This window comes from Streptomyces sp. NPDC001970 (assembly GCF_053594115.1).
On the sequence record NZ_JBSFDW010000008.1, the window covers coordinates 21785 to 46674 of the forward strand.

Here is a 24890-nt window from a genome sequence, read left to right on the forward strand (position 1 = left end):
GTCAGAGCGCCTGCCGTCAGAGCGCGGCGATGTCGTGCCGCGGCATCTTGGGCTTGCGGCGCGCCGGGGTGCGTCCGCTGAGGAGGATCAGGCGGGCGGCGCGGTGGCGCTGGCCCGCGTAGGGCTCGAGGAGTTCGAGCATCGCGTCGTCGTCGGCGTCGCGGTCGCCGGCAAGGGCGTAGCCGACGATGCCGGGAAGGTGGAGGTCGCCGACGGTCACGGCGTCGGGGGCGCCGTTGCTGCGCTGTACCGTCTCGGCGGAGGTCCAGGGGCCGATGCCGGGGATCAGTTCCAGGCGCGCCTGGGCAGCCTCGGGGTCCATCGCCGCGGCCTCCTCCATGCGGCGGGCGACGCGGACGGCACGCAGGATCGTGGAGGCGCGCTTGTTGTCGACGCCGGCGCGGTGCCACTCCCAGGAGGGGACGAGGGCCCAGGTGCGGGGCTCGGGCATGACGTGCATCCGCTCCGTGGGGGTCCCCCCACGCCCCAGGTCGTAGGGGGACGGGCCCGGAGCGGGCTCGCCGTACTTGCGTACGAGAAGCCGCCAGGCGCGGTAGGCCTCGTCCGTGGTGACCTTCTGCTCCAGGATCGACGGGATCAGCGACTCCATCACGAGCCCCGTGCGGGTCAGCCGCAGTCCGGGGCGGCGGCGGTGGGTGTCCGCGACAAGACGGTGGCGGGGCTCGAAGGCATCAGGGTCGTCGGACTCGCCGAGCAGCGCGGGGAGCTGCTCCTGCAGCCACTCGGCACCCGGACCCCAGGCCTCGGCGTGCACGGCGCCGTCGCGTGCGGCGACGCGGAGAGTGCCGGGGCCCGCGGGGGTGCGGGTCGCCCGCCACACCGAACCGTCCGGTGCCGTACGGAACGTGGGATCCGCGAGCCCGCGCCGCAGCGGCCCGAGCACCAGCCCCAGGTCGAGCGGGCCCGGCGGCACGTAGCGCCGCTCCCGGCCCCCGTGCGGGCGCGCCACTGCCCTGGGCGCGGGTGCGGGTACGGCCACCTCGCCACCGCGCGTGGTGGTGCGGGTGACGGCGGGGCGGGGTTCGAAGCGTCCGGCCACGGGTGGGTCCTCGGGGGTTCGGGGTCCCTTCGAGGGTAGGGCCCGCGCCGCCCGCCCGTGCAGCGAACCCCGCCGCTCGTGCCTGCCGCTCCGACGGCGCGGCCACTGGTCCGACGCGGCTACTGGTCCGACGAGAAGCGGATCACCCCCGCGGGCAGCGTCGCGTCGCACCAGACCCGGACGCCGTCGCGCAGCTCGTTGTCGGGGCCGATCGTCGCGCCGTCGCCGATGACCGCGCCGGTCAGGACCGTGCGGGCGCCGATGAGGGCGCGGGCGCCGATGAGCGAGTCCGTGACGACCGCGCCGGCTTCGACGACCGCGCCGTCCAGGACCGTGCTGCCCGAGATACGGGCGCCCTCGCCGATCACCGCGCCGGCGCCGATGACCGTGCCCTCCGTCAGCTTGGCGTCGGGGGCGACCGTGGCGGTGGGCAGGACGAGCCGGTCGCCGCAGCGGCCCGGCACCGCCGGGGAGGGTGCGCGGCCGAGGACGAGGTCGGCGGAACCGCGGACGAAGGCATGGGGCGTGCCGAGGTCGAGCCAGTACGTGGAGTCGACCAGGCCCTGCAGATGCGCCCCGGCCGACAGCAGGTCCGGGAAGGTCTCCCGTTCGACCGAGACCGGGCGGCCCGCGGGGATGCTGTCGATCACCGAGCGGCGGAAGACGTACGCCCCCGCGTTGATCTGGTCGGTGACGATCTCCTCCGGGGTCTGCGGCTTCTCCAGGAACGCCGTCACGCGCCCCTGCGCGTCCGTCGGCACGAGGCCGAAGGCCCGCGGGTCCTCCACCCGGGTCAGGTGCAGCGACACGTCGGCACCGGACCGCTCGTGCGCCGCGACCAGGTCGCCGATGTCCAGGCCCGTCAGGATGTCCCCGTTGAAGATGAGCACCGGGTCGTCGGGCCCCGACCTGAGCCGCGACGCCACGTTCCGGATCGCCCCGCCCGTGCCGAGCGGCTCCTCCTCGGTCACGTACTCCAGGCGCAGTCCCAGCGAGGAACCGTCGCCGAAGTACGGCTCGAAGACCTCCGCGAGGTACGACGTCGCGAGCACGATGTGCTCGACGCCCGCCGCACGGGCCCGTGCCAGCTGGTGGGTCAGGAACGGCACGCCCGCCGCGGGGACCATCGGCTTGGGCGTGTTCACGGTGAGCGGCCGCAGCCGCGTGCCCTTGCCGCCGACCAGGAGGATCGCTTCTTGGGCTTGAGTCAATGCCTTCTCTGCTTCCTGCTGGGGCCGGGCGATTCGTGCGTATGACCGGCCAGTGTATGCAGCCTGTTCGTACGTACGTATGCGGCACCGCGGTACGACCTCGACACCCCTGGTTCAACGCCCCTGGAGCTTCGCGGAAGCGCTGCGCGCCTCGCCCAGTTGGTCGTAGAGACGGGCGCCGGGGCAGTCCGTCGAGAATCCGTCGCGGTGCCCGGAGATGACCTGGAGCCTGGCCTGCGTGCCCTTCTTGAACTTGTTGCCGCCGCCGGATGTCAGATACGTCGTCGTCTTCGGATTCACCCCGTACAGACCCAGCTTCCAGGCGGTGAGCCTGGCCACAGCGTTCACCGCGGCGGGCGCTGGGGTGGTCGCACTGTACGTTCCGAGGACCGCAATGCCCATGCTGTTGCTGTTGAAACCGCGTGTGTGGGCGCCCAGGACCGCCTTGGCCACGCCCCCCGCGCGCCCTTCGTAGATGTTTCCGCACTTGTCGACGGCGAAGTTGTAGCCGAAGTCGCGCCAGCCGTTGCTCACTACGTGGTAGCGGTAAATACTGCGGAGGACTGAGGGAGCCTGCGTGCAGGTGTACCGGTTGCCCGTTGCGGTGTGGTGGACGAAGGCCGCTTTGACCGTGCTCGTGTAGGCGAACTGCTTCTCACGGAGCGTTTCGTCCGCCCCCCAGCCGTTGCGCGTGACGATGGCCGGCCGCGGGCCGATGTACGGCTTGGCGACGCCGTACAGGGCGGCACCCTCTTCCGTCGCGGCCTTCGTCAAGGCGGGGATCAGCCCGGCGCCCAGCGGCGCGAGATCGGCGTTCACGGCGGAGGCGGCCGCGGCCTCGGGCGACAGGGCCGCGACCTCGGCGGCCTCGGTCCCGGACTGGCCGCCGGAGGAGGGGAGTTCCTCCTCTTCGGGCCCGGATCCCTCCGGCGGTTCGCCCGACGGGTCCGACACGAACTCCTCCGGCTCCTCCGAGGCCGGAACCTCCGAGGCCGGAACCTGCGAGGCCGGAACCTGCGAGGCGGGAACCTGCGAGGCCGGAACCTCCGCTTCCGCGGGCGGGCCCGGGTCGACGAGTTCCAGCCGCAGCCCGCGCGGCAGCGGCGGGCTCACTCCGCGCAGCGTCCCGGTCCCGGCCGGCTCCGGACGTACGCGCACCTCCACGCCGTCCGACGCGCCGACCCACAGCGGCGCGGTCGAGCCGCGCACCGGGCCGCCCTCGGTCAGCTCGGCCGAGTCCGGGTCGGCCCCGTGCTCGTGGTTGTGGGTCTCCACGTCCTGCCACTCGGACCAGACACCCGAGTCGGCGGCGCGCGTACGGACCTGGACCGTCCCGTGCAGTTCGACGTCCACCTGGTCCCAGACGACCCCGACCAGCGAGAACGGACGGACGTCGCGCCGCCCGAGACCCTGCGCGACCCCCTCGCCGCCCACTCGCCCGAGCTCCGGGAGGGGGGCCAGCCGCAGGGACTGCGTGACGCCCGGTACATCCGGCCGGGCCGGCGCCCCACCGGCCGGCGACGCCGGGTCCGGCCCGGTCGGACCGGCCGACAGCGCAAGTGCAGGAAGGACGAGCGCCATGGTGCACGCGGCGCCGATCGAGGATGCAAGGAAAGCACGCATGTGGATGATCCTGAAGAGCACGGGCCATGGCCGCCCCTCGGAAAAGTGACGGCCCGTCGGTCCGACCGGGGGACGCCGTCACCGGTACGGACGCCCGCGCAACCTGTGCGGCGTAACCTTGCGCGGGTGAACGCCAGCGACCGCACCCCTGCCGACCTGCTGCGATCCGCGCTCGCCGCGGACCCGGCCCGCCCCATGGTCACCTTCTACGACGACGCCACCGGCGAGCGCGTCGAATTGTCCGTCGCGACCTTCGCCAATTGGGTGGCCAAGACGGCGAACCTCCTCCAGGACGGGCTGTCCGCCGAGCCGGGCGACCGGCTGGCGCTGCTGCTGCCCGCGCACTGGCAGACGGCGGTGTGGCTGCTGGCCTGTGCGTCGACCGGGGTGGTGGCGGACGTCGGCGGCGACCCGACGGCCGCTGACCTGGTGGTGAGCGGCCCGGACACCCTCGATGCGGCACGCGCCTGCTCCGGGGAGCGGATCGCGCTCGCGCTGCGCCCCCTCGGTGGCCGGTTCCCGCAGCCGCCCGAGGGCTTCGCCGACTACGCCGTGGAGGTCCCGAGCCAGGGCGACCGCTTCTCCCCGTACGTACCGGTCGATCCGGACTCCCCCGCGCTCCGTGTCGACGGTGCGGAACTGACGGGCGTCCAGCTCGTGGAGCGCGCCCGCGCGGACGCCGAGGCACTGGGCCTGTCCGCCGGGTCGCGGCTGCTGTCGGGGCGTCCGTACGACACCTGGGCAGGACTGTCCGCCGGGCTGTACGCGCCGCTCGCCTCGGGCGGCTCGGTGGTCCTCTGCCGCAACCTGGACCAACTGTCCCCGGAGGGACTGGAGAAGCGCGTCGAGAGCGAGCGGGTCACGGGCACGGAGGTCTGACCAACACCGCGGTACGACAAGCGCTCTGAAGTCCACTCGTACGGCTCACCACGGGCCGAGCCCTCGGGCCTGAGGGTCGGCTGCGGGACATCATCGGCGGTACATACACGGATAAACCGCCCCGAGGATGGACGCAGAAGTGACCGACAGCGCTGGCACGCCCGCCGAACCGGACGAACCGGCCGAGGGCCCGGCCGACGCCCCGGCCGCCGACGCCGACGAGGGCGCCGATGCGGGCGCGGGCGACGGTGCGGGCGCGGGCGACGGTGCGGCCGGGACCGGTGGCGGCGGTACGGCCAGGGGCGGTACGGCCGGGACCGGGGCCGGGGCCGGTGCGGCCGAGGCCGGTGGTGGCGGTGCGGCCGGGGGCGGTACGGCCAGGGGCGGTACGGCCAGGGGCGGTACGGCCGGGACCGGGGCCGGTGCGGCCGAGGCCGGTGGTGGCGGTACGGCCAGGGGCGGTGCGGCCGGGACCGGGGCCGGTGCGGCCGGGGCCGGTGGTGGCAGTGCGGCCGGGGGCGGTGGTGCCGGGGGCGGTACGGCCGAGGCCGGCAGGGGCGCAGTCAAGCGCAGGCGCCGCTGGTTGCGTTGGACGGCGTTCGGGGTGTCGCTGATCATTCTCGCCGTCGCCGGTGTCAGCTGGTGGCTCTACCGGAAGCTCGACAGCAACATCACCACGGACATCACCACTGCCGAGGAGCTGGAGCGGTACGACAGGGAGCGCCCGCTGCCCGCCGCCCACGGCGCGCGGAACATCCTCCTCATCGGCTCCGACACCCGCGCGGGAGCCGCCAACCGCACATACGGCCGGGCCAAGGGGCAGCGCTCCGACACCACGATCCTGCTGCACATCGCCGGTGACCGGCGCAGCGCGACCGCGGTGTCCGTGCCGCGCGACCTGATGGTGAACATCCCCAGCTGCCGTACGGGCAAGGGCTCCCTCACGCGCGCCCAGTTCACCCAGTTCAACATCGCCTATTCGTACGGCGGCGCGGCCTGCACGATCCGGACGGTCGAGCGTCTCACCGGCGTCCGGATCGACCACCACATGGTGATCGACTTCCGTGGCTTCAGGGACATGGTCGACGCCGTGGACGGCGTTCAGGTCTGCCTGAAGAAGCCGATCGACGACAAAGACGCCCATCTCGTACTGAACGCGGGCAAACAGACCCTCAACGGTGAGCAGGCCCTCGGCTTCGTACGCGCCCGCAAGTCGCTGGGCAACGGCAGCGACACCGAACGAATGGACCGGCAGCAGCAGTTCCTCGGCGCACTCTTCAAGAAGGTGCAGAGCAACGGCGTCCTGCTCAATCCGACCAAGCTCTACCCGGTCCTCGACGCGGCGACCAGATCCCTCACCACCGACCCGGGCCTGGACTCCCTGAAGGATCTCTACGACCTGACGCGCTCGATGCGGGGCGTACCGCCGGAGCGCGTGCAGTTCCTCACCGTGCCCCGGCGGCCGTACGCGGCGGACCCGAACCGGGACGCACTCGTCGAGCCGGCCGCGAGCGAACTCTTCAAGCGGCTGCGCAGGGATGCGCCCGTGATCGTGGTCGCGCCGGACGCAACGCCGAGCGCCGGGACGACCACGGAGGGAGAGGAGAGCGCGGGCTCCTCGAACCCCAGCCCCACACCGACTTTTTCCGGCACGAACGCGGCTTCCGGCGCATGCAGGTAAAGCGATACCCAAGGCATGGCCGTCAGTCCATGAGGTTTGCGCGGAATGCCCAGTTGTAAGGTGCGTGGAATTTGTCACTGTCGTCGCTCGGCGCTGAACTGGGCGGATAGTGTGACGCGATCCGGTACATCCGGCCGCCAGGTCGCGTACAACCGGATCGACGAACCGAGCGTCTCACCGGGGGAGGAAGACGCCTCGCGTGGCACCGACGGAGGACTCAAGCAACCGTGGATGCGCAGAGCCGTGGACGGGCGGAGGACATCGACCCCGCCGACCAGTGGGTAATGAACCCGCAGACAGGCAATTACGAACTGCGACTGGACCGCTCCGCAGGGCAGTCGACCGCCTCCCGCTCCGCCGGAGCCTCCCCCTCGAGAACGGCCGCCCGCCGAGGTGCCACACGGACGGCACCGCCGAGGACGGACGTCCCCGGGCAGCGCACACGCCGCTCGAACCGGAGCGGGGGCGCACCGGAAGGCACGCGCGACAACCTCACGCCCCCCAACGGCCCCGGCCGCCGCAAGCGCAAGCAGCGCAAGAGCCGCAAGAAGAAGGCACTGCTGTGGATCGGCGGCACGCTCGCGCTGCTGATGGCCGGCACGGCATCCGCCGGATACCTCTACTACGAGCACCTGAACTCCAACATCAAGTCCTTCTCCGACGACGGCGCCGGCACCGGCGGCTTCAGCACGGACCGGTCGATCAACATCCTGCTGATCGGCACGGACAAGCGCACCGGCAAGGGCAACGAGAGCTACGGCGACAAGAACAGCCCGGGCCACGCGGACACCACGGTGCTGCTGCACGTGTCGAAGGACCGTACGAACGCAACGGCGTTGAGCATCCCCCGCGACCTCATCACGGACATTCCGGACTGTCCGACCACGCAGGAGGACGGCTCCACCAAGGTCATCCCCGGACAGCAAGGTGTCCGGTTCAACACGAGCCTCGGCCAGGCGGGCCGTACGCCGAGCTGCACGATGCGCACGGTCACGGAGATGACCGGCATCACGCCGGACCACTTCATGGTGGCCGACTTCAACGCGGTCAAGACACTGACGTCGGCCGTGGGCGGCGTGCCGATCTGCCTGGCGAAGGACATAAACGACCCGGGCTCCAAGCTCAATCTGCCGCAAGGCGAGCACGTGATCGAGGGCGAGCAGGCGCTGGCGTTCGTGCGTACCCGGCATGCCGTGGGCTTCGGCGGCGACCTCGACCGGATCAAGATCCAGCAGCAGTTCCTCAGCGCCCTCATGCGCAAGCTGAAGTCGAACGACACGCTCACCAGCCCCACCAAGCTGGTCAAGCTGGCGGAGGCAGGAACCAAGGCGCTGACCGTCGACGACAAGATCAGCGACATCGGCAAGCTCCGCGACCTCGGCCTGGAGCTCGGCAAGTTCGACATGAAGAACCTGACCTTCGCCACAGTGCCCGTCCTGGACAACCCGGCCGAGAAGGTCAAGGCCACGGTCGTCCTCAACGAGCCCAAGTCCGAGGCGCTGTTCTCCATGGTGAAGAACGACGTCTCGCTCACCGAGGTCGAGCAGAAGAAGAAGGACGCCCAGCAGGCCGAGAAGGACAAGCAGAACGCGCTCCTCAAGGGCGCGAGGGCCGAAGCGTCCGAGATACGCGTCGACGTCTTCAACGGTGGCGGCCCACGTGGCTCCGCGCAGAAGACCCTCGACTGGCTGCAGAACTCCGAGGGAGTCTTCAAGTCCACCAACAAGGGCAACGCCGCGGCCGACGTGGCCACAACACAGCTGGAGTACGCGCCCAACCAGGCCGACCAGGCTCGCAAGCTGGCTGACCTGATGGGCCTGCCCGCCACGGCGCTCAAGCCGGGCACCGAGGACGCCGAAGGGCTGCAGGCCATGACCCTGACCCTCGGCGCCGACTTCAGGGGCGCGGGGGTGCCCCTCACCGGTCCGGCGAAACTGGACGTGGATCAGGTCGAAGCCGACAAGCAGGTGTGCGCCAAGTGACCCCGGACGCCCGGGGCATGCGGCGTGCCTGAAAAGACAGCAGGGGGTCCAGGGGTGGGACAGAGCAGCGTGCGTGGGGAGGGGACGCGAGAACGCGTCCGGCACGCCGGTGAACGGGGCTGGGACGACAGCCTGTACGAGGAGGACGCGCTCGCCGGCCGCGGGGACGGGAACGGCACACCGCCGGCCGAGGATTCAGGGCGTCCGCAGGGCAATCCGCCCCGCCGCGCCAAGCGGCGCGTGTTCCGCTGGGTCGCCTCCGTCCTGTCCCTGCTGATACTCGGCACGGCCGGCGCCGGATACCTCTACATCCGCCATCTCAACAGCAACATCAAGAAGGACGATCTCAACCTCGGCCAGAAGACGATGGTGGAGCACAAGGCGAACGCCGCCGGCCAGACTCCCCTCAACATCCTGCTGATCGGCTCCGACGCCCGGAACTCCAAGGAGAACCAGCAGCTCGGCGGGGCCAAGGAGACCTTCGACGGGCCGCCGCTCGCGGATGTGCAGATGCTCCTCCATCTCTCCGCGGACCGCAGCAACATCTCCGTGATCAGCATGCCGCGGGACACCGTGCTGAAGATCCCGGAGTGCCACGACCGCGAGAAGAACAAGACCTACGAGGCGACCGGCTGGACCCTCACGAACGAGTCGCTCAACCGCGGTGGCCCCGGCTGCACCGTGGCCACCTGGTACGCGCTGACCGGTATCACCATCGACCACTTCATGATGGTCGACTTCGCCGGTGTCGTCTCGATGGCCGACGCGATCGGCGGTGTCCCGGTGTGCGTCAAGGAGAACGTCCACTCACGCACATCCGACGGCAAGGGTTCCGGTCTGAAACTGCCTGAGGGCACGCACCCGGTGAAGGGCGAGCAGGCCCTGCAGTGGCTGCGCACGCGCTACGGATTCGAGGACGGCACCGACCTGGCCCGTACCCATGCGCAGCACATGTACATGAACTCGATGGTCCGGGAGCTGCGGAAGAGCACCCAGCTCACCGACCCGGACAAGCTGCGCAGGCTGGCCGAGGCCGCGACGACGGCGCTCACCGTGGACACCGGCCTGGACACGGTCACCAAGCTGTACGACCTCGCCGAAGAGCTCGAGCGGGTGCCCACCGACCGCATCACGATGACCACGATGCCGAACTTCTACTCCCAGAAGCCCTTCTTCCAGGGCAAGGTCGAGCCCAAGCAGCCGGACGCCGAGCAGCTGTTCCGGATGGTCCGCGAGGACATTCCGCTGGACGGCAAGGCGTCCAGGCGCAAGACGCCGGAGGCCACGAAGGACCCGGCAGCGCCCGCAGCCGAGATAGGCGTAATGGTGCGCAACGGCACCTACACCGCCCAGTTGGGGTCGGCGAGGGGCCGGGCGACGGAGATCGCGGGCGTGCTGGACGGCAAGGGCTTCACCGAGGCGAAGGCAGACGCTCAGCAGACCGATCCGCAGGAGCGGACGGTCGTGTACTACCCGAGCGTCGATCTGGAGGGCGACGCCCAGGCGGTCGCGAAGGCACTCGGGATTCCGGTCTCCTCGGTGAAGAGGTCCACCGATGTGTCCGGGGTGACACTGCTCGTGGGTGCCGACTGGCGCGAGGGCACCGCCTATCCGAAGGCCGCCGTGACGGACGACGGCAAGGCACCGAAGTCGGCGCGACCGCTCAACGGCGGAGACACCGGGGCCTGTATGGACGTGCAGCCCGGCTTCAGCTGGGGGTGAACCGGCAGCCGAGAGGGCCCCGGGCGCGGTGCGCACCCGGGGCCCTCTCGGTTCACGGCTCTTGCGCTCAGGCCGCCGTTCGCACGGCCGGGCGACGGCTTGCGATGACCTTCCTGGCGAGCGAGCGCGGGCTGGTCAGGAAGCCGAAGCCCCACGACATGTGCATGGTGGCCAGCGCCACGGGGATCTGCAGCCGGGCCTTCAGCGGCAGGCCGTTGCCCGCCGGGACCGAACCCGCGGTGATCGCCGCGAGATAGCCGGCCGGCACGATGAAGCCCAGCGGGGTGACCGCGGCGCCCACGACGATGCCCGCGGCGATCGCGCACACGGCGGTCGGCGGGGCGAGGTAGCGCAGGTTGATCGAGCCCTGGTGGTAGCGGGCGACGACATGGCGCCAGCGGCCGTAGTCCTTGTACTGCTTGGCGAGCGCCTTGACGCTCGGGCGGGGCCGGTACTGGACCTTGAGCTCGGGCGAGAACCAGATCAGCCCGCCCGCCTCGCGGATCCGGAAGTTCAGCTCCCAGTCCTGGGCGCGGATGAACTCCTCGTTGTAGCCGCCCTGCTGTTCCAGTGCCTCCCGCCGGAAGACCCCGAGGTACACCGTCTCGGCCGGACCGGCTTCGCCGCCCGTGTGGAAGGCCGCGTTGCCCACGCCGATCTTCGAGGTCATCGCGGCGGCGACGGCGTGCTCCCAGTCGTTCTCGCCCTCGGCGTGCATGATGCCGCCGACGTTCTGCGCGCCGGTCTCCTCGAGGAGACGGACGGCGGTGGCGATGTAGTTCGGCGACAGCATGCCGTGGCCGTCGACCCGCACCACGATCGGGTGCCGGGAGGCCTTGATGGCGGCGTTGAGTGCCGCGGGCGTACGCCCGGTGGGGTTCGGCACGGTGTGGACGCGGGGGTCTTCGCGTACGAGCGCGGCGGCGATCTCGTCGGTGCGGTCCGTGGACGGGCCGAGCGCGATCACCACCTCCATCTCGCCGTCGTACTCCTGCTCCAGGATGTGGCGCACCGAGTCGCGCAGATGCCGCTCCTCGTTGAGGACCGGCATGATCACGGAGACGGCTGGGGTGACGGCGGGCATGGATTCCTCATGGGGGTCGCGCCCCGGGAGACAGCAGTATCGCCCGCCACGTTACCGCGAACGGGGGACACCGATGCGCGCCGCCCGGGGCCCCCGCCCGTACGGGCCTAAAGTTCCCGGGATCGCTTGCCGACTGCCACCGGCCGCCTGCCACACCACCTGCAGAGGTGCCCCTCGTGCCCACACCGCCCCGCTCCCCCCGTCCGAGGCCCGTGGTCCGTGCACAGCCGCCGCGGCGCAGACCTCAGGCCAGGGTCGCGGTCCGGCGGCCGCGCTGGGGGATGCGGGTGGCGACGTCGCTGTCGATGCTGGTGCTGGGGGTGGGCGGAATCGGGCATGCGCTGGTGGCGGGGCTCGACAGCGGGATCGGGCGCGTCGACCCCTTCAAGGACATGAAGAACCGGCCGGAGTCCGGGCACGGGACGAACATCCTGCTCGTCGGCACCGACGGCCGGGACCGGATCACCCCGGACGAGCGCCGCAAGTATCGGCTCGGCGGCGCGCCCTGCCGCTGCACCGACACGATCATGCTGGTCCACATCTCGGCGGACCGGGAGCGGGCGAGCGTCGTGAGCCTGCCGCGCGACTCGTACGCGGAGATCCCCGCGCACACGGACGCGGCGACGGGGAAGCGGCACCTGCCCCACCCGGTGAAGCTCAACGCGGCGTACGCGGAGGGCGGGCCCGCGCTGACGGTGCGCACCGTCGAGCACATGACCAAGGTGAAGGTCGACCACTATCTGGAGGTCGACTTCACGAGCTTCATCAGGACGGTGGACGCGGTCGGCGGTGTGCGGATCTGCACGGCCCGGCCGATGAAGGACGCGTACACCGGTCTGGATCTGCCGGCGGGCAAGCACGAGCTGGACGGCGGGAAGGCGCTGCAGTACGTGCGGTCCCGGCACGTCGACGGGGCGGCGGACCTGGGCCGGATGCAGCGGCAGCAGCGGTTCGTCGCGGCGCTCATCCAGCAGGCGACGGGCAGTGGGGTGCTGCTGAATCCGGTGAAGTTCCGCGAGGTCGGCAACACGGTGCTGAATTCGGTGCGGGCCGACACGGGGTTCGGGCCCGATCAGATGCTGACGCTCGGGAAGGCGATGCGGGGCGTCACGCTCGCCTCGTCGGAGTTCACGTCCGTGCCGGTGGGGGACGTCAGCCATCCGGTCAGGGGCATCGGGTCCACGGTGAAGTGGGACCCGGTGAAGTCGCAGCAGCTCTTCCGGGCGCTGCGTGAGGACCGGCCGCTGTCGCCGCGGCGCTCGAAGAAGCCTGCGGAGCCGGCGGCGAAGGTCGTCGTCGACGTACCGCCGGGGCAGGTCCGGGTGCAGGTCTACAACGGCACCCGCATCGGCGGCCTCGGGGCCCGGGTCGACGGCGGGCTGCGCGCGACGGGTTTCGCGACGACCCGGGGCCCGCTGAACAGCGACCGCCGTGACCTGCGCCGCACGCTCATCACGTACGACCCGCGCTGGAACCGCTCGGCGCAGTCGCTGGCGGCGGCACTCCCCGGCGCCGAGCTGCGCCCGGTCAAGGGCCTGGGCCCGACCCTGCACGTCACGGCCGGCACGGACTTCACCAAGGTCACGCCGGTCCGCGCGGAGACCCAGCCTAAGGGCAGGGGCAGGTTCGGGACGATGACAGGGGACGTGGTGGCGTGCCGGTGAGGGTGGCGTGCCCGTGAGGGTGGCGTGCCCGTGAGGCCGCCCCCGGCGCGGCGCCCGCCAGGCCGGGGGCGCCGAAGGCGTCAGTCCTCGTAGCCCTCGGCCGCGCGCTTCTCCCGGAGCTCCCTGATCGCACGCCGCCGGGCCAGCCGGTGGGTGCGGCGGATCTGCGCCTCCTGGTAGCGGCGCTTGTCGCGTTCCGACTCCGGGATCACCGGGGGCACCACGCGGGGCTTGCCGTCCTCGTCGACCGCCGCGAAGACCAGGTACGCGGAGCCGACCTGCGTCGCGGGCGTCGACTCGTTCCAGCGTTCGGCCAGGACTCGTACGCCGACCTCCATCGACGACCGACCGGTCCAGTTGACCTGCGCCTTCACATGGACCAGGTCCCCGACCCTGACCGGCTCCAGGAAGACCATCTCGTCCATGGAGGCGGTGACGGCCGGGCCGCCCGAGTGCCGTCCCGCGACCGCGCCCGCCGCGTCGTCCACCAGTTTCATGATCACGCCACCGTGCACCGTGCCGAGGAGGTTGGTGTCGTTGACGGTCATGATGTGGCTGAGGGTGGTGCGCGAAGCCGCGGTGGGCTTACCCGGAATGTCGCCCTCCGGGTGCTGAGCGTGATCTGTCATGCCCTCCACCCTATGCGGCGACCTGCGGGGCGCTGCATTGCATCAGCTTGGCAACAGCCCCGACCCGATTCGCCACCCTCTCTGTCAGCGCCCGGACCCCGGCCTGCACACTGTTCCGCATGAATGATTGGCCCGATGGATACGGACGCGGCAGCTACGGCGAGCCCGAGGGCGCTCGCGCCATGCGCCATGTGCAGCGCCGACCGGTCCCGCAGCAGCCGTCGCAGGGGTACGACGACTACGCACCCCCGTACGACAGCGGCTACAACACGGGCCAGGTCTACGGGGCCCCCTCCGGTGGCGGCGGCCACGGCGGTGGCTACGGCGACGCGCCGCCCGACTACGGCCGCCCCGCGCCCAGCTGGGGCCGCCGCCTCAAGATCGGCACGGTCGTCGTCCTCGTCACCGTGCTCGGCGTCTCCATAGGCACGTACTTCTGGGCCGACTCCAAGATGCGCCGCGAGGTCGACCTCTCCAAGGTCATAGAACGGCCCGAAGAGGGCGACTGCACGACGTATCTGATCGTCGGCTCCGACAGCCGCGAGGGCATGACCGCCGAGGAGAAGAAAAAGCTCCACACCGGCTCTGCCGAGGGCAAGCGGACCGACTCGATGATGATCCTCGCGGCCTGCGGCAGCGGGAACACGATGATCTCGCTCCCCCGCGACTCGGACGTGGAGATACCGACCTTCGTCGGCTCCGAGTCCGGCAAGACCTTCAAGGGCACCGGCCGCCACGTCAAGCTCAACGCGGCGTACGCGGAGGACGGCCCGGAGCTGCTGGTCCGGACCGTCGAGTACAACACCGGCCTGCGCATCGACCACTACGCCGAGATCGGCTTCGCCGGCTTCGCGAACATCGTGGACTCGCTCGGCGGTGTCGAGATGGACATCCCGAAGGCCTTCAAGGACAAGAAGTCCGGCGCCGACTTCCAGGCCGGCAAGCAGACCCTCAACGGCGAGCAGGCCCTCGCCTTCGTCCGCACCCGCTACGCCTTCGCCGGCAGCGACCTGGACCGTACGAAGAACCAGCAGAAGTTCCTCGCGGCCCTCGCCAACCAGGCGGCCACCCCGGGCACGATCCTCAACCCGTTCAAGCTGTACCCGACGCTGGGCGCGGGCCTGGACACCCTCATCGTCGACAAGGACATGTCCCTGTTCGACCTGGGTGAGATGTTCTTCGCGATGAAGGGCATCAACAGCGGCAACGGCAAGTCCATGAACATCCCGATCTCGGGCAGCCGCGGCGGCAACCTCGTCTGGGACAAGGACAAGGTCAAGCGGCTCGTCCAGGAGATCAAGAACGACGACCCGGTCACGGTCACGTCCAACCGCTGACATCCCGGAAACCCGACGCACGCGAAGGGGCCCGCACCGACCACAGGGTGCGGGCCTCCCCTCTGCGTACAGGGTGCGGGCCCCTCGTCATGCAGGATGCGGGCCCCTTCCGCCACGCGCGGACGGCCCCCGGCATCGCGCCGGGGGCCGTCCGTGGCCGTGCAGATGAGTCGCGTTACGGCAGGTTGCGGGCCATCACGATCCGCTGGACCTGGTTCGTGCCTTCATAGATCTGGGTGATCTTCGCGTCGCGCATCATGCGCTCGACCGGATAGTCGCGGGTGTACCCGTAGCCACCGAGCAGCTGGACCGCGTCCGTGGTGACCTCCATGGCGACGTCGGAGGCGAAGCACTTGGCCGCGGCGCCGAAGAAGGTGAGGTCGCCGTCGACGCGCTCGGACTTGGCGGCGGCCGAGTAGGTGAGCTGGCGGGCGGCCTCGAGCTTCATGGCCATGTCCGCGAGCATGAACTGGACGCCCTGGAAGTCGGCGATGGGCTTGCCGAACTGCTTGCGCTCCTGGACGTAGCCCTTGGCGTAGTCGAGGGCGCCCTGGGCGATGCCGAGGGCCTGGGCCGCGATGGTGATCCGGGTGTGGTCCAGGGTCTTCATCGCGGTGGCGAAGCCGGTGCCCTCCGCGCCGATCATGCGGTCGGCGGGGATGCGGACGTTGTCGAGGTAGACCTCGCGGGTCGGGGAACCCTTGATGCCGAGCTTCTTCTCGGGGGCGCCGAAGGAGACACCCTCGTCGCCCTTCTCGACGACGAAGGCGCTGATGCCCTTGGAGCGCTTCTCCGGGTCGGTGACGGCCATCACCGTGTAGTACTCGGACACACCGGCGTTGGTGATCCAGCGCTTCACACCGTTGAGGACCCAGAAGTCGCCGTCACGTACGGCCTTGGTCTTCATTCCGGCGGCGTCCGAGCCGGCGTCGGGCTCGGAGAGGCAGTACGAGAACATCGCGTCGCCCTTGGCGAGCGGGCCCAGGTACTTCTTCTTCAGGTCCTCGGAGCCGGACAGGATCACCGGGAGCGAGCCCAGCTTGTTCACGGCGGGGATCAGCGAGGACGAGGCGCAGACGCGGGCGACCTCCTCGATGACGATGACGGTCGCGAGGGCGTCGGCGCCCGCGCCGCCGTACTCCTCGGGGACGTGCACGGCGTGCAGGTCGGAGGCGACCAGCGCGTCGAGGGCCTCCTGCGGGAAGCGGGCCTCCTCGTCGACTGCCGCGGCGAACGGCGCAATCTTCGCCTCGGCGAGCGAGCGGACCGTCTCACGGAGCATGTCGTGCTCTTCGGACGGGCGGTACAGGTCGAAGTCAGGCACTGTGCAAATCTCCCTTTGGCGCCAAGGTCTCTCGCACCCCTGAGCGGCCGCTAACTACCGTTAAGTAACACAAATTTTAGAGGGCTGCCCCGGACGGGCATACGTGAGCTTGCTGACAGCGGAAAAATGCCCGCGGCCCCACCCGACTATGCTCAGCCCGGCACTCCCCTCGTACCCCCTCAGGAGCACCGCATGGCCCTCAAGATCACCGTGATCGGCACCGGATACCTCGGCGCCACGCACGCAGCGGCCATGGCTGAGCTCGGCTTCGACGTCCTCGGGCTCGATGTCGTGCCCGCGAAGATCGAGATGCTGGCGGCCGGACGGGTCCCGATGTACGAGCCGGGGCTCGAGGAACTGCTGGAGAAGCATGTCGCGGGCATCGCCGGTGCGAGCGGGCGGCTGCGCTTCACGACGTCGTGGGACGAGCTCGAGGAGTTCGCCGGCGACGTCCACTTCGTGTGCGTGAACACCCCGCAGAAGCACGGCGAGTACGCGTGCGACATGTCGTACGTCGACGCCGCCTTCGACTCGCTCGCTCCGCGCGTGAAGAGCGGGGCGCTTGTCGTCGGGAAGTCGACCGTGCCCGTCGGGTCGGCGGACCGGCTCGCCCGGATGCTCGCCGAGCGGTCGCCGGAGGGCGTGGAGCTGGCGTGGAACCCGGAGTTCCTGCGCGAGGGCTTCGCCGTCCAGGACACGCTGCACCCGGACCGGATCGTGGTGGGTGTGGCGAGCGAGCGCGCCGAGAAGGTGCTGCGCGAGGTGTACGCGACGCCGGTCGGGGAGGGGTCGCCGTTCGTGGTGACGGACTTCCCGACGGCGGAGCTGGTGAAGACCTCCGCGAACTCCTTCCTGGCGACGAAGATCTCGTTCATCAACGCGATGGCCGAGGTGTGCGAGGCCGCGGGTGGCGATGTGGCGAAGCTGGCGGAGGCGATCGGCTACGACGAGCGGATCGGCGCGAAGTTCCTGCGGGCCGGGATCGGCTTCGGCGGCGGCTGTCTGCCGAAGGACATCCGGGCGTTCATGGCGCGCGCCGGTGAGCTGGGCGCGGACCAGGCGCTGACGTTCCTGCGCGAGGTCGACTCGATCAACATGCGGCGCCGCGGGCACATGGTGGAGCTGGCACGGGAGGCCGTGGGCGGTGACTCCTTCCTCGGGAAGCGGGTCGCGGTGCTCGGCGCGACCTTCAAGCCGGACTCGGACGACGTACGCGACTCGCCCGCGCTGAACGTCGCCGGTCAGATCCACCTCCAGGGCGGCCAGGTCACGGTCTACGACCCGAAGGGCATGGACAACGCCCGCCAGGTCTTCCCGACGCTCGGCTACGCGAAGAGCGCGCTTGACGCGGTGCGCGGTGCCGATGTGGTGCTGCACCTGACCGAGTGGCGCGAGTTCCGCGAGCTGGACCCGGCGGAGCTGGGTGAGGTGGCGACCCGCCGCATCATGCTGGACGGGCGGAACGCGCTGGACTCGACGTTGTGGCGCGAGGCCGGGTGGACGTACCGGGCGATGGGGCGGCCCCGCGCCTGACGCCCGGCTCCCGTACCGCCGCCGCCCCGTCCGTACGACCGCCGCCCCGTCCATGCGGGCGGCTCACTCAGTCCGTTCGCGCGTTTACGGAAGAGCCCGCGCTCGGCTGCATGGCGCGTGAGTTCGGCGGCGCGTTCGAACTCGGCGCGCGCCTGGTCGGGACGGCCCAGCCGGGCGAGCAACTCTCCGCGCACTGCCGGAAGTTGCGGATAGTTCCTGAGCGCGCGCTCCCCGGTCAGCTCGTCGACGAGGTCCAGGCCGCGTGCCGGACCGTCGGCCATGCCGACCTCCACCGCCCGGTTGAGCAGGACCACGGGGGACGGCCGGAGGTAGGCGAGCACCTCGTAGAGCGCCGCGATGCGCGGTCCCCGGCCGGGCCCGGGGCGGGTCCCGGGACCGGGCCCGGGACCGAGGCCGAGGCCGATCCCGGGCCGCAGTGACCCGAATGACGCCGCGCCGTCAGGGCGGGCGGTGTGTCCGTCCTCAGGCGCCGGACGGGCTGCGAACACGACAGCCACATGGCCGTCCTCAGGCGCCGGACGGAGTGGATGTGCCGCACCCCGTGACAGCACCCCGCGCGTCCCCAAACGTCGGACGGGCTGTCGATGCGACCGGCAACCGGCACGGCGGCCCGCGCGACCGGCCTCAGAGGCCGCACGGGCCGTGAATGCACCCCCACCACCCCGTCGGACGGCGGACGGGGTGGTGGGGCGCAGCGTCAGGCCATGGAGGCCGGTGTCGCGTTCGACGGGGCGCGGGACGACTGGAGGCCGGCGGCCACCGATTCCGCGTCGCGCAGCACACGGACCGCGTTCTTCCAGGTCAGCTTGGCCAGGTCCGCCGTCGACCAGCCACGGCGGAGGAGCTCCGCGATCAGGTTCGGGTAGCCCGCGACGTCCTCGAGGCCCGCCGGGGTGAAGGCCGTGCCGTCGAAGTCGCCGCCGATGCCGATGTGATCGATGCCCGCGACCTCGCGCATGTGGTCGAGGTGGTCCGCGACCGTCGCGGCCGTGGCCATCGGGCGCGGGTGCGCCGCCTCGTAGGCCCGCTGGACCTTCATGCCCGCCTCGGTCGTGTCGAGGGGGTGCAGTCCGTGGGCGCGCATGTTCTCGTCCGCGGCGAGGGTCCAGGCCACCGCCTCGGGCAGGATGAACTTCGGCACGAACGTGGCCATCGCCACGCCCCCGTTCGCCGGGAGCCGCTCCAGCACGTCGTCCGGGATGTTCCGCGGGTGGTCGCAGATCGCCCGCGCCGACGAGTGGGAGAAGATCACCGGCGCCGCGGACGTGTCCAGCGCGTCCTGCATCGTCGTCGCGGCGACGTGCGAGAGGTCGACGAGCATGCCGGTGCGGTTCATCTCCCGGACGACCTCGTGGCCGAACGGCGAGAGACCGCCCACGCGCGGCTCGTCGGTCGCCGAGTCCGCCCAGTCGTTGTTGTCGTTGTGCGTGAGCGTCATGTAGCGGACGCCCAGCGCGTGCAGCGCCCGCAGTGTGGCGAGCGAGTTGTTGATGGAGTGGCCGCCCTCCGCGCCCATGAGCGAGGCGATGCGGCCCTCCTTGCGCGCCGCCTCCATGTCGTCCGCGGTCAGGGCGCGCGCCAGGTCCGCCGGGTAGCGGGCGAGGAGCTGGGCGACGGCGTCGATCTGCTCCAGCGTGGCGCTGACGGCCTCGTCACCGGCGTAGTCGCTGCGGACGTACACGGACCAGAACTGCGCGCCGACCCCGCCCGCCCGCAGCCGCGGGATGTCGGTGTGGAGGCTGCCGGTCTGGTCGCCGGCGATGTCGAGACGGTCCAGGTCGTAGCGGACCTGCTCGCGCAGGGCCCACGGAAGATCGTTGTGGCCGTCGACGACGGGGTGGGATGCGAGCAGGGAACGGGCCTCAGCGAGGAAGTCCACCGGTGGCCGCCCTACTTCCCGAAGCCGAAGGCCGCCGCGCCCTCGACCTTCGTACGGAGCCGCTTGCCCTTCTCCGTGGCCTGGTCGTTCAGCTCCTGCTGGAACTCCCGCATCCGGTTCATCAGGTCGGGGTCCTGAGTCGCCAGGATGCGGGCCGCGAGCAGGCCCGCGTTGCGCGCACCGCCGACCGAGACCGTCGCCACGGGCACGCCCGCCGGCATCTGGACGATGGAGAGCAGCGAGTCCATGCCGTCGAGGTACTTCAGCGGGACCGGAACGCCGATGACCGGCAGCGGGGTGACCGAGGCGAGCATCCCCGGGAGGTGGGCGGCGCCGCCCGCGCCCGCGATGATCGCCCTCAGTCCGCGGCCCTCGGCCTCCTCGCCGTACGCGATCATCTCGCGCGGCATGCGGTGGGCGGAGACGACATCGACCTCGTACGGGATCTCGAACTCATCGAGCGCCTGGGCCGCGGCCTCCATGACGGGCCAGTCGGAGTCCGAGCCCATGACGATGCCGATGCGAGGGCCCGAATCGAGAGGGGAGGTCATTCGGTGATCGTTCCTCTGAGGTAGTCGGCTGCGTGACGCGCGCGCTCCAGCACGTCGTCGAGATCGTCGCCGTAAGTGTTGACGTGGCCCACCTTGCGGCCGGGCTTCACGTCCTTGCCATACATGTGGATCTTGAGCTGCGGATCCCGGGCCATGCAGTGGAGGTACGCGCCATACATATCCGGATAGTCGCCGCCCAGGACATTGCACATCACGGTCCACTTGGCGCGGGGGCGGGGGTCACCGAGCGGCAGGTCCAGCACGGCCCGGACGTGGTTGGCGAACTGGGAGGTGACCGCGCCGTCCTGGGTCCAGTGGCCGGAGTTGTGGGGCCGCATGGCCAGCTCGTTGACGAGGATGCGCCCGTCGGCCGTCTCGAACAGCTCGACCGCGAGGTGCCCGACGACGCCGAGCTCCTTGGCGATGCGCAGGGCGAGCTGCTGGGCCTGGCCGGCCAGCTCCTCGTCGAGGTCCGGAGCCGGGGCGATCACGGTGTCGCAGACGCCGTCGACCTGCCGTGACTCCACGACGGGGTACGCGACGGCCTGGCCGTGCGGCGAGCGGACGATGTTCGCCGCGAGCTCGCGACGGAAGTCGACCTTCTCCTCGGCGAGGACCGGGACACCGGCGCGGAACGGCTCCTCGGCGTCCTTGTCGCTTCGTACGAACCAGACGCCCTTGCCGTCGTAGCCGCCGCGCACGGTCTTGAGGATCACGGGATACCCGCCGACCTCGGCCGCGAAGGCCGCGACGTCCGCCGGGTCGGCGACGATGCGGTGCCGGGGCGAGGGCGCGCCGATCTCGTCGAGCTTCGCGCGCATCACCCCCTTGTCCTGGGCGTGCACGAGCGCGTCGCGCCCCGGGCGGATGACGACGCCGTCCGCCTCCAGGGCAGCCAGGTGCTCGCTCGGCACATGCTCGTGATCGAAGGTGATCACATCGCAGCCGCGCGCGAAATCACGCAGCGTGTCCAGGTCGCGATAGTCGCCGATGACGACCTCGCTGACCACCTGGGCCGCCGAGTCCTGGGGGGTGTCGCTGAGGAGCTTGAATCTGATGCCGAGGGGGATGCCCGCCTCGTGGGTCATACGGGCGAGCTGACCGCCGCCGACCATGCCGACTACCGGGAACGTCACTCTCTCAGGGTATCCGCCGAGCCGGACCGCTCAGGAATCTGGGCGATGTGACAGCTGTGCCACACCTTTGCGATTGTCCACAGGCAACTCACGGGGGTGCTGGTTAGAGTGGTCTGGTTGACGTTTCGAGGTTGCCGAACGACGCCGAACGGACGGGGCAAGCGATCACCATGAGCGAACGGGGCGCACTGCGTGTGCGACTGAACCGGCTCGCGCGCGAGGTCGCGAAGTTCGGCGCTGTCGGTGCCATGGGTCTGCTCGTCAATATGGCGGTGTTCAACCTGGTGCGGCACACCACCGAGATCCCGGTGGTGCGTGCGAGTCTCCTGGCGACCTTCATCGCAATCCTCTTCAACTATGTGGGCTTCCGCTACTTCACGTATCGGGACCGAGACAAGAGCGGCCGTACGAAGGAGCTGACGCTGTTCCTGCTGTTCAGCGCGGCCGGAGCGGTCATCGAGAACGGTGTGCTGTACACAGCGACGTACGGCTTCGACTGGGACAGCCCACTGCAGAGCAACTTCTTCAAGTTCTTCGGGATCGGCGTCGCGACGCTGTTCCGCTTCTGGTCCTACCGCACCTGGGTGTTCCGGGCGCTGCCCGCGCGCGAGGCCGTACAGACGGCGGAGTCGTTCCTGGAGCAGCGGCGCGCGGAGCAGCCGGACCGGGTCGGCAGCTGAGCGCTGCGGAGCTCCGGGAAGCTCGTGGAAGCTCCGGGAAGCTCCGGGAAGCTCCGGGAAGCTCCGGGAAGCTCCAGGAAGCTCCAGGAAGCTCCAGGGGAACACTCCGGGCCCGGCCCGCCCACCCGTGACATCACGCCGTGATGTACGTCACGTCAGCGAATCGGGCGCTCGTGCTCCCTCGGGCGGTCCTTGGGGCGGCGCGCCTCCCGGCTCAGGAACAGCGCGAACACGGGCGGCTGCTGCTGGAGGAGTTCCAGCCGGCCCCCATCGGCCTCCGCCAGATCTCGGGCGACGGCCAGCCCGATGCCCGTCGAGTTCCGGCCGCTGATCGTCCGCTCGAAGATCCGCGCGCCGAGATCTGCCGGTACGCCGGGCCCCTCGTCGGTCACCTCGATGACCGCCTGGTTGCCGGTGACGCGCGTGCGCAGGGCGACCGTGCCACCGCCGTGCATCAGCGAGTTCTCGATCAGCGCGGCCAGCACCTGGGCCACGGCACCCGGCGTGCCCACGGCCCGCATGCCCTGCTTGCCGGAGCAGACGACGGCGCGGCCGGCGCTGCGGTAGGCGGGGCGCCACTCCTCGATCTGCTGCTTGACGACCTCGTCGACGTCGAAGGCGACGGCGGAGCCGGTGCGGGGGTCGCGTGCATTCGTGAGCAGCCGCTCGACGACGTCGGTGAGCCGCTCCACCTGGGTGAGCGCGACGATCGCCTCCTCCTTCACCGTCTCCGGGTCGTCGGTGGTGGAGATCTCCTCCAGCCGCATGGAGAGCGCGGTCAGGGGCGTACGGAGCTGATGCGAGGCGTCGGCCGCGAGCCGGCGCTCGGCGGTGAGCATCCGCGCGATCCGCTCCGCGCTGGAGTCCAGGACGTCCGCGACCCGGTCGAGCTCCGGAACGCCGTACCGCCGGTGGCGCGGGCGGGGATCGCCCGAGCCGAGGCGCTCGGCGGTCTCCGCGAGGTCGGTGAGGGGTGAGGCGAGCCTGTTCGCCTGCCGCAGGGCGAGGAGAACCGCGGCGACGACGGCGAGCAGCGCCACCGCGCCGATGATCATCAACGTGCGACCGACCTCGCGGGTGACCGTGGAGCGGGACTCCTCGACGGTGACGCTCTCGCCATGCTCCCCGGGGACGGTGGCGCGGATCACGCTGCCCGAGGGCTGCTCGCCGATCTCGATCGGGGCGGTCCCGGGGATGCGGATCAGGGCGTACCGCTCGGGCCCCATCTGCTCGGCGAGCGCGTCCGTGTCGATGGGCTCCCGCTCCAGGACCCTGGACTCGACGACGCTCACCAGGCGCAGCGCCTCGGAGTCCACGCTCTCCTGGGCGCTGTTGCTGATGGTGCGCGTCTCGACGATGACGAGGGAGACACCGAACACGGCGATGACGACGAGCACCACGGCGAGCGTGGAACTGATGAGGCGGCGGCGCACGGGGCCCTCCGGGCGGGGTTACGCGATGACGATGCCTTCGAGCGTACGGGGCGGGGCTTCGGTCTCCCCGGTACCGAGGCGTACGGACCGGGCCCGCGCGGGCAGCAAGGATGTCCGTCCTCGAAGGACGGACGGGCTTGAAGCGCGCTCCGGACCGTCACGGCGGCCCGTGTGTCCGTCCTGGAAGGACGGACGGGCCGGACATGCGGTCCGAACCGGGGGCGCCGCGCCGGGACAGGGCGGAGTGCGGGCCGGACCTGGGGCGCCGGGACAGCACGAACACGCAGGCCGGATCGGGCCGCCGCCGAGACGAGGCGGAAACGCGGGCCGGAGCCGGGCCCGGGCACCGAGACGAGGCGCACCTGCAGGACCGGCCCGGGGAGGCGTCAGCTCTTCTCGAAGCGGAAGCCGACGCCGCGGACCGTCGCGATGTAGCGGGGGTTCGCCGCGTCGTCACCGAGCTTCTTGCGCAGCCAGGAGATGTGCATGTCGAGGGTCTTCGTGGACGACCACCACGTGGTGTCCCAGACCTCGCGCATCAGCTGATCCCGGGTCACGACCCGGCCCGCGTCCCGCACCAGGACCCGGAGCAGGTCGAACTCCTTGGCCGTGAGCTGAAGCTCCTCGTCGCCCATCCACGCGCGGTGCGACTCGACGTCGATCCGCACGCCGTGCGTCGCGGGTGCGACGGCCGCCTCCGTGGCGCCGCGGCGGAGCAGCGCGCGGACCCGGGCGAGCAGCTCCGCGAGCCGGAAGGGCTTGGTGACGTAGTCGTCGGCGCCGGCGTCCAGGCCGACCACCGTGTCCACCTCGTCGGCGCGGGCGGTCAGCACCAGGATCGGCACCGTGTGCCCGTCGGCACGGAGGCGGCGCGCCACTTCGAGGCCGTCCATGCCGGGCAGCCCGAGGTCCAGCACGACCAGGTCGACCCCGCCCTTGAGCCCCGCATCGAGGGCGGTGGGACCGTCCTCGCGGACCTCGACCTCATAACCCTCCCGGCGCAGGGCACGGGCCAGTGGCTCGGAGATGGATGCGTCGTCCTCGGCGAGCAGTACACGGGTCATGGGCTGATGGTAGTCCGCGAAAGGGACGCCTCGGAGGGCGATCGGCCAGGCCTGCGGCTGTGGGATGAGATCCTGTTGGTGACCTTCGATTCGGGGCAGGCGGTTCCACGATTGCCTGTGATCCTCGTCTCAAGACCTTCCATATCCCCCACTGTCCTGCCGTATGGTGACTAGACGCCTGTAGCACCACCCGGGGACCTTTGGCTGCTTCGCGCCAAAGGTCTCTTTTCTGCGCGGGTCCGGTCAGCACCGGTCCCGGGACAGTGAATGACCTGTGGGCCGGGCCTCACGCGCAACGCAACGCTGCGCGCGGGGCGTGGATCCCGGTACGGACGTGTCCCTCGTCTTCGTACGCCAACGAAGGACGGGCCCCTCGGGCGTGGGGCGGGACCTCCCT

Annotated in this window: 20 protein-coding genes; 9 read left to right on the forward strand and 11 right to left on the reverse strand. The window is 70.9% G+C overall.

The window, feature by feature from the left end; genetic code table 11:
* Positions 1-16: 16 nt before the first annotated feature.
* The 3 genes from ACWCP0_RS12485 to ACWCP0_RS12495 all read right to left on the reverse strand — a co-directional run bounded on the left by ACWCP0_RS12485 (position 17) and on the right by ACWCP0_RS12495 (position 3894).
* Positions 17-1060: a DNA-3-methyladenine glycosylase family protein gene (locus ACWCP0_RS12485; protein ID WP_451078788.1), complete on the reverse strand. Its 1044-nt coding sequence runs from the start codon at positions 1058-1060 to the stop codon at positions 17-19.
* A gap of 119 nt (positions 1061-1179) precedes the next feature.
* Positions 1180-2271: a sugar phosphate nucleotidyltransferase gene (locus tag ACWCP0_RS12490; protein WP_451078789.1), complete on the reverse strand. Its 1092-nt coding sequence runs from the start codon at positions 2269-2271 to the stop codon at positions 1180-1182.
* Between the two features lie 114 nt (positions 2272-2385).
* Complete coding sequence (locus tag ACWCP0_RS12495; RefSeq protein WP_451078790.1) at positions 2386-3894, reverse strand: peptidoglycan recognition protein family protein; 1509 nt, start codon at positions 3892-3894, stop codon at positions 2386-2388.
* 126 nt (positions 3895-4020) lie between these two features.
* Between ACWCP0_RS12495 and ACWCP0_RS12500 the strand changes: the two genes are divergently transcribed.
* The 4 genes from ACWCP0_RS12500 (at position 4021) to ACWCP0_RS12515 (ending at position 10158) form a co-directional block, all read left to right on the forward strand.
* On the forward strand, positions 4021-4773 hold the full coding sequence (locus ACWCP0_RS12500; protein ID WP_451078791.1) for a TIGR03089 family protein: 753 nt from the start codon (positions 4021-4023) through the stop codon (positions 4771-4773).
* 127 nt (positions 4774-4900) lie between these two features.
* Positions 4901-6454: an LCP family glycopolymer transferase gene (locus ACWCP0_RS12505; RefSeq protein ID WP_451078792.1), complete on the forward strand. Its 1554-nt coding sequence runs from the start codon at positions 4901-4903 to the stop codon at positions 6452-6454.
* 227 nt (positions 6455-6681) lie between these two features.
* Positions 6682-8436 (forward strand): LCP family glycopolymer transferase, encoded by a 1755-nt coding sequence (locus tag ACWCP0_RS12510; protein WP_451078793.1) that lies wholly within the window; start codon positions 6682-6684, stop codon positions 8434-8436.
* Between the two features lie 54 nt (positions 8437-8490).
* Complete coding sequence (locus ACWCP0_RS12515) at positions 8491-10158, forward strand: LCP family protein (protein WP_451078794.1); 1668 nt, start codon at positions 8491-8493, stop codon at positions 10156-10158.
* Between the two features lie 67 nt (positions 10159-10225).
* Here the strand turns inward: ACWCP0_RS12515 and ACWCP0_RS12520 are convergent, their stop codons facing one another.
* Positions 10226-11242, reverse strand: a complete 1017-nt coding sequence (locus tag ACWCP0_RS12520) for a glycosyltransferase family 2 protein (RefSeq protein WP_451078795.1) — start codon at positions 11240-11242, stop codon at positions 10226-10228.
* A 176-nt stretch (positions 11243-11418) separates the two neighbouring features.
* Between ACWCP0_RS12520 and ACWCP0_RS12525 the strand changes: the two genes are divergently transcribed.
* A complete protein-coding gene (locus tag ACWCP0_RS12525) occupies positions 11419-12906 on the forward strand; it encodes an LCP family protein (RefSeq protein ID WP_451078796.1) in 1488 nt (495 codons plus the stop codon).
* 80 nt (positions 12907-12986) lie between these two features.
* Here ACWCP0_RS12525 and ACWCP0_RS12530 read toward each other — a convergent pair whose 3' ends face one another.
* Positions 12987-13535 (reverse strand): acyl-CoA thioesterase, encoded by a 549-nt coding sequence (locus tag ACWCP0_RS12530; protein WP_451078797.1) that lies wholly within the window; start codon positions 13533-13535, stop codon positions 12987-12989.
* 119 nt (positions 13536-13654) lie between these two features.
* Here ACWCP0_RS12530 and ACWCP0_RS12535 point away from each other — a divergent pair, with 119 nt between their 5' ends.
* The gene (locus ACWCP0_RS12535; RefSeq protein WP_451078798.1) at positions 13655-14872 is read left to right on the forward strand and encodes an LCP family protein; all 1218 of its coding nucleotides are present in this window, start codon (positions 13655-13657) and stop codon (positions 14870-14872) included.
* A 175-nt stretch (positions 14873-15047) separates the two neighbouring features.
* Here the strand turns inward: ACWCP0_RS12535 and ACWCP0_RS12540 are convergent, their stop codons facing one another.
* A complete protein-coding gene (locus tag ACWCP0_RS12540; protein ID WP_351227963.1) occupies positions 15048-16205 on the reverse strand; it encodes an acyl-CoA dehydrogenase in 1158 nt (385 codons plus the stop codon).
* Positions 16206-16388: 183 nt separating this feature from the next.
* On the opposite strand from ACWCP0_RS12540, the gene ACWCP0_RS12545 reads away from it, so the two are divergent.
* Positions 16389-17729 carry a UDP-glucose dehydrogenase family protein gene (locus ACWCP0_RS12545; protein WP_451078799.1) on the forward strand — a complete coding sequence of 447 codons (1341 nt, stop codon included), beginning with the start codon at positions 16389-16391 and terminating at the stop codon, positions 17727-17729.
* 110 nt (positions 17730-17839) lie between these two features.
* Positions 17840-18169, forward strand: a complete 330-nt coding sequence (locus tag ACWCP0_RS12550; protein WP_451078800.1) for a hypothetical protein — start codon at positions 17840-17842, stop codon at positions 18167-18169.
* 278 nt (positions 18170-18447) lie between these two features.
* On the opposite strand, the gene ACWCP0_RS12555 is transcribed toward ACWCP0_RS12550, so the two are convergent.
* From ACWCP0_RS12555 to ACWCP0_RS12565, 3 genes are read right to left on the reverse strand one after another with little or no spacing between them, the layout of a single operon-like run.
* On the reverse strand, positions 18448-19629 hold the full coding sequence (locus ACWCP0_RS12555; protein WP_451078801.1) for a dipeptidase: 1182 nt from the start codon (positions 19627-19629) through the stop codon (positions 18448-18450).
* A gap of 11 nt (positions 19630-19640) precedes the next feature.
* Entirely contained in the window at positions 19641-20180 is a 540-nt protein-coding gene (gene purE / locus ACWCP0_RS12560; protein ID WP_451078802.1) for a 5-(carboxyamino)imidazole ribonucleotide mutase, read from the reverse strand.
* Complete coding sequence (locus ACWCP0_RS12565; protein WP_451078803.1) at positions 20177-21316, reverse strand: 5-(carboxyamino)imidazole ribonucleotide synthase; 1140 nt, start codon at positions 21314-21316, stop codon at positions 20177-20179. Before ACWCP0_RS12565 ends, purE begins: the two co-directional genes overlap by 4 nt.
* A gap of 170 nt (positions 21317-21486) precedes the next feature.
* Between ACWCP0_RS12565 and ACWCP0_RS12570 the strand changes: the two genes are divergently transcribed.
* Positions 21487-21996 (forward strand): GtrA family protein, encoded by a 510-nt coding sequence (locus ACWCP0_RS12570; protein WP_351227793.1) that lies wholly within the window; start codon positions 21487-21489, stop codon positions 21994-21996.
* Between the two features lie 155 nt (positions 21997-22151).
* Here ACWCP0_RS12570 and ACWCP0_RS12575 read toward each other — a convergent pair whose 3' ends face one another.
* The gene (locus ACWCP0_RS12575; RefSeq protein ID WP_451078804.1) at positions 22152-23429 is read right to left on the reverse strand and encodes an ATP-binding protein; all 1278 of its coding nucleotides are present in this window, start codon (positions 23427-23429) and stop codon (positions 22152-22154) included.
* A 386-nt stretch (positions 23430-23815) separates the two neighbouring features.
* Complete coding sequence (locus ACWCP0_RS12580) at positions 23816-24493, reverse strand: response regulator transcription factor (protein WP_451078805.1); 678 nt, start codon at positions 24491-24493, stop codon at positions 23816-23818.
* Between the last annotated feature and the right edge of the window lie 397 nt (positions 24494-24890).

Excerpts from the sequence above, each read along its gene's own strand:
- ACWCP0_RS12495 (WP_451078790.1), bottom strand. The coding sequence starts at position 3,894 with ATGCGTGCTTTCCTTGCATCCTCGATCGGCGCCGCGTGCACCATGGCG.
- ACWCP0_RS12505 (WP_451078792.1), top strand. The coding sequence starts at position 4,901 with ATGGACGCAGAAGTGACCGACAGCGCTGGCACGCCCGCCGAACCGGAC.
- ACWCP0_RS12520 (WP_451078795.1), bottom strand. The coding sequence starts at position 11,242 with ATGCCCGCCGTCACCCCAGCCGTCTCCGTGATCATGCCGGTCCTCAAC.
- ACWCP0_RS12530 (WP_451078797.1), bottom strand. The coding sequence starts at position 13,535 with ATGACAGATCACGCTCAGCACCCGGAGGGCGACATTCCGGGTAAGCCC.
- ACWCP0_RS12535 (WP_451078798.1), top strand. The coding sequence starts at position 13,655 with ATGAATGATTGGCCCGATGGATACGGACGCGGCAGCTACGGCGAGCCC.
- ACWCP0_RS12545 (WP_451078799.1), top strand. The coding sequence starts at position 16,389 with ATGGCCCTCAAGATCACCGTGATCGGCACCGGATACCTCGGCGCCACG.
- ACWCP0_RS12550 (WP_451078800.1), top strand. The coding sequence starts at position 17,840 with ATGGCGCGTGAGTTCGGCGGCGCGTTCGAACTCGGCGCGCGCCTGGTC.
- purE (WP_451078802.1), bottom strand. The coding sequence starts at position 20,180 with ATGACCTCCCCTCTCGATTCGGGCCCTCGCATCGGCATCGTCATGGGC.
- ACWCP0_RS12570 (WP_351227793.1), top strand. The coding sequence starts at position 21,487 with ATGAGCGAACGGGGCGCACTGCGTGTGCGACTGAACCGGCTCGCGCGC.
- ACWCP0_RS12580 (WP_451078805.1), bottom strand. The coding sequence starts at position 24,493 with ATGACCCGTGTACTGCTCGCCGAGGACGACGCATCCATCTCCGAGCCA.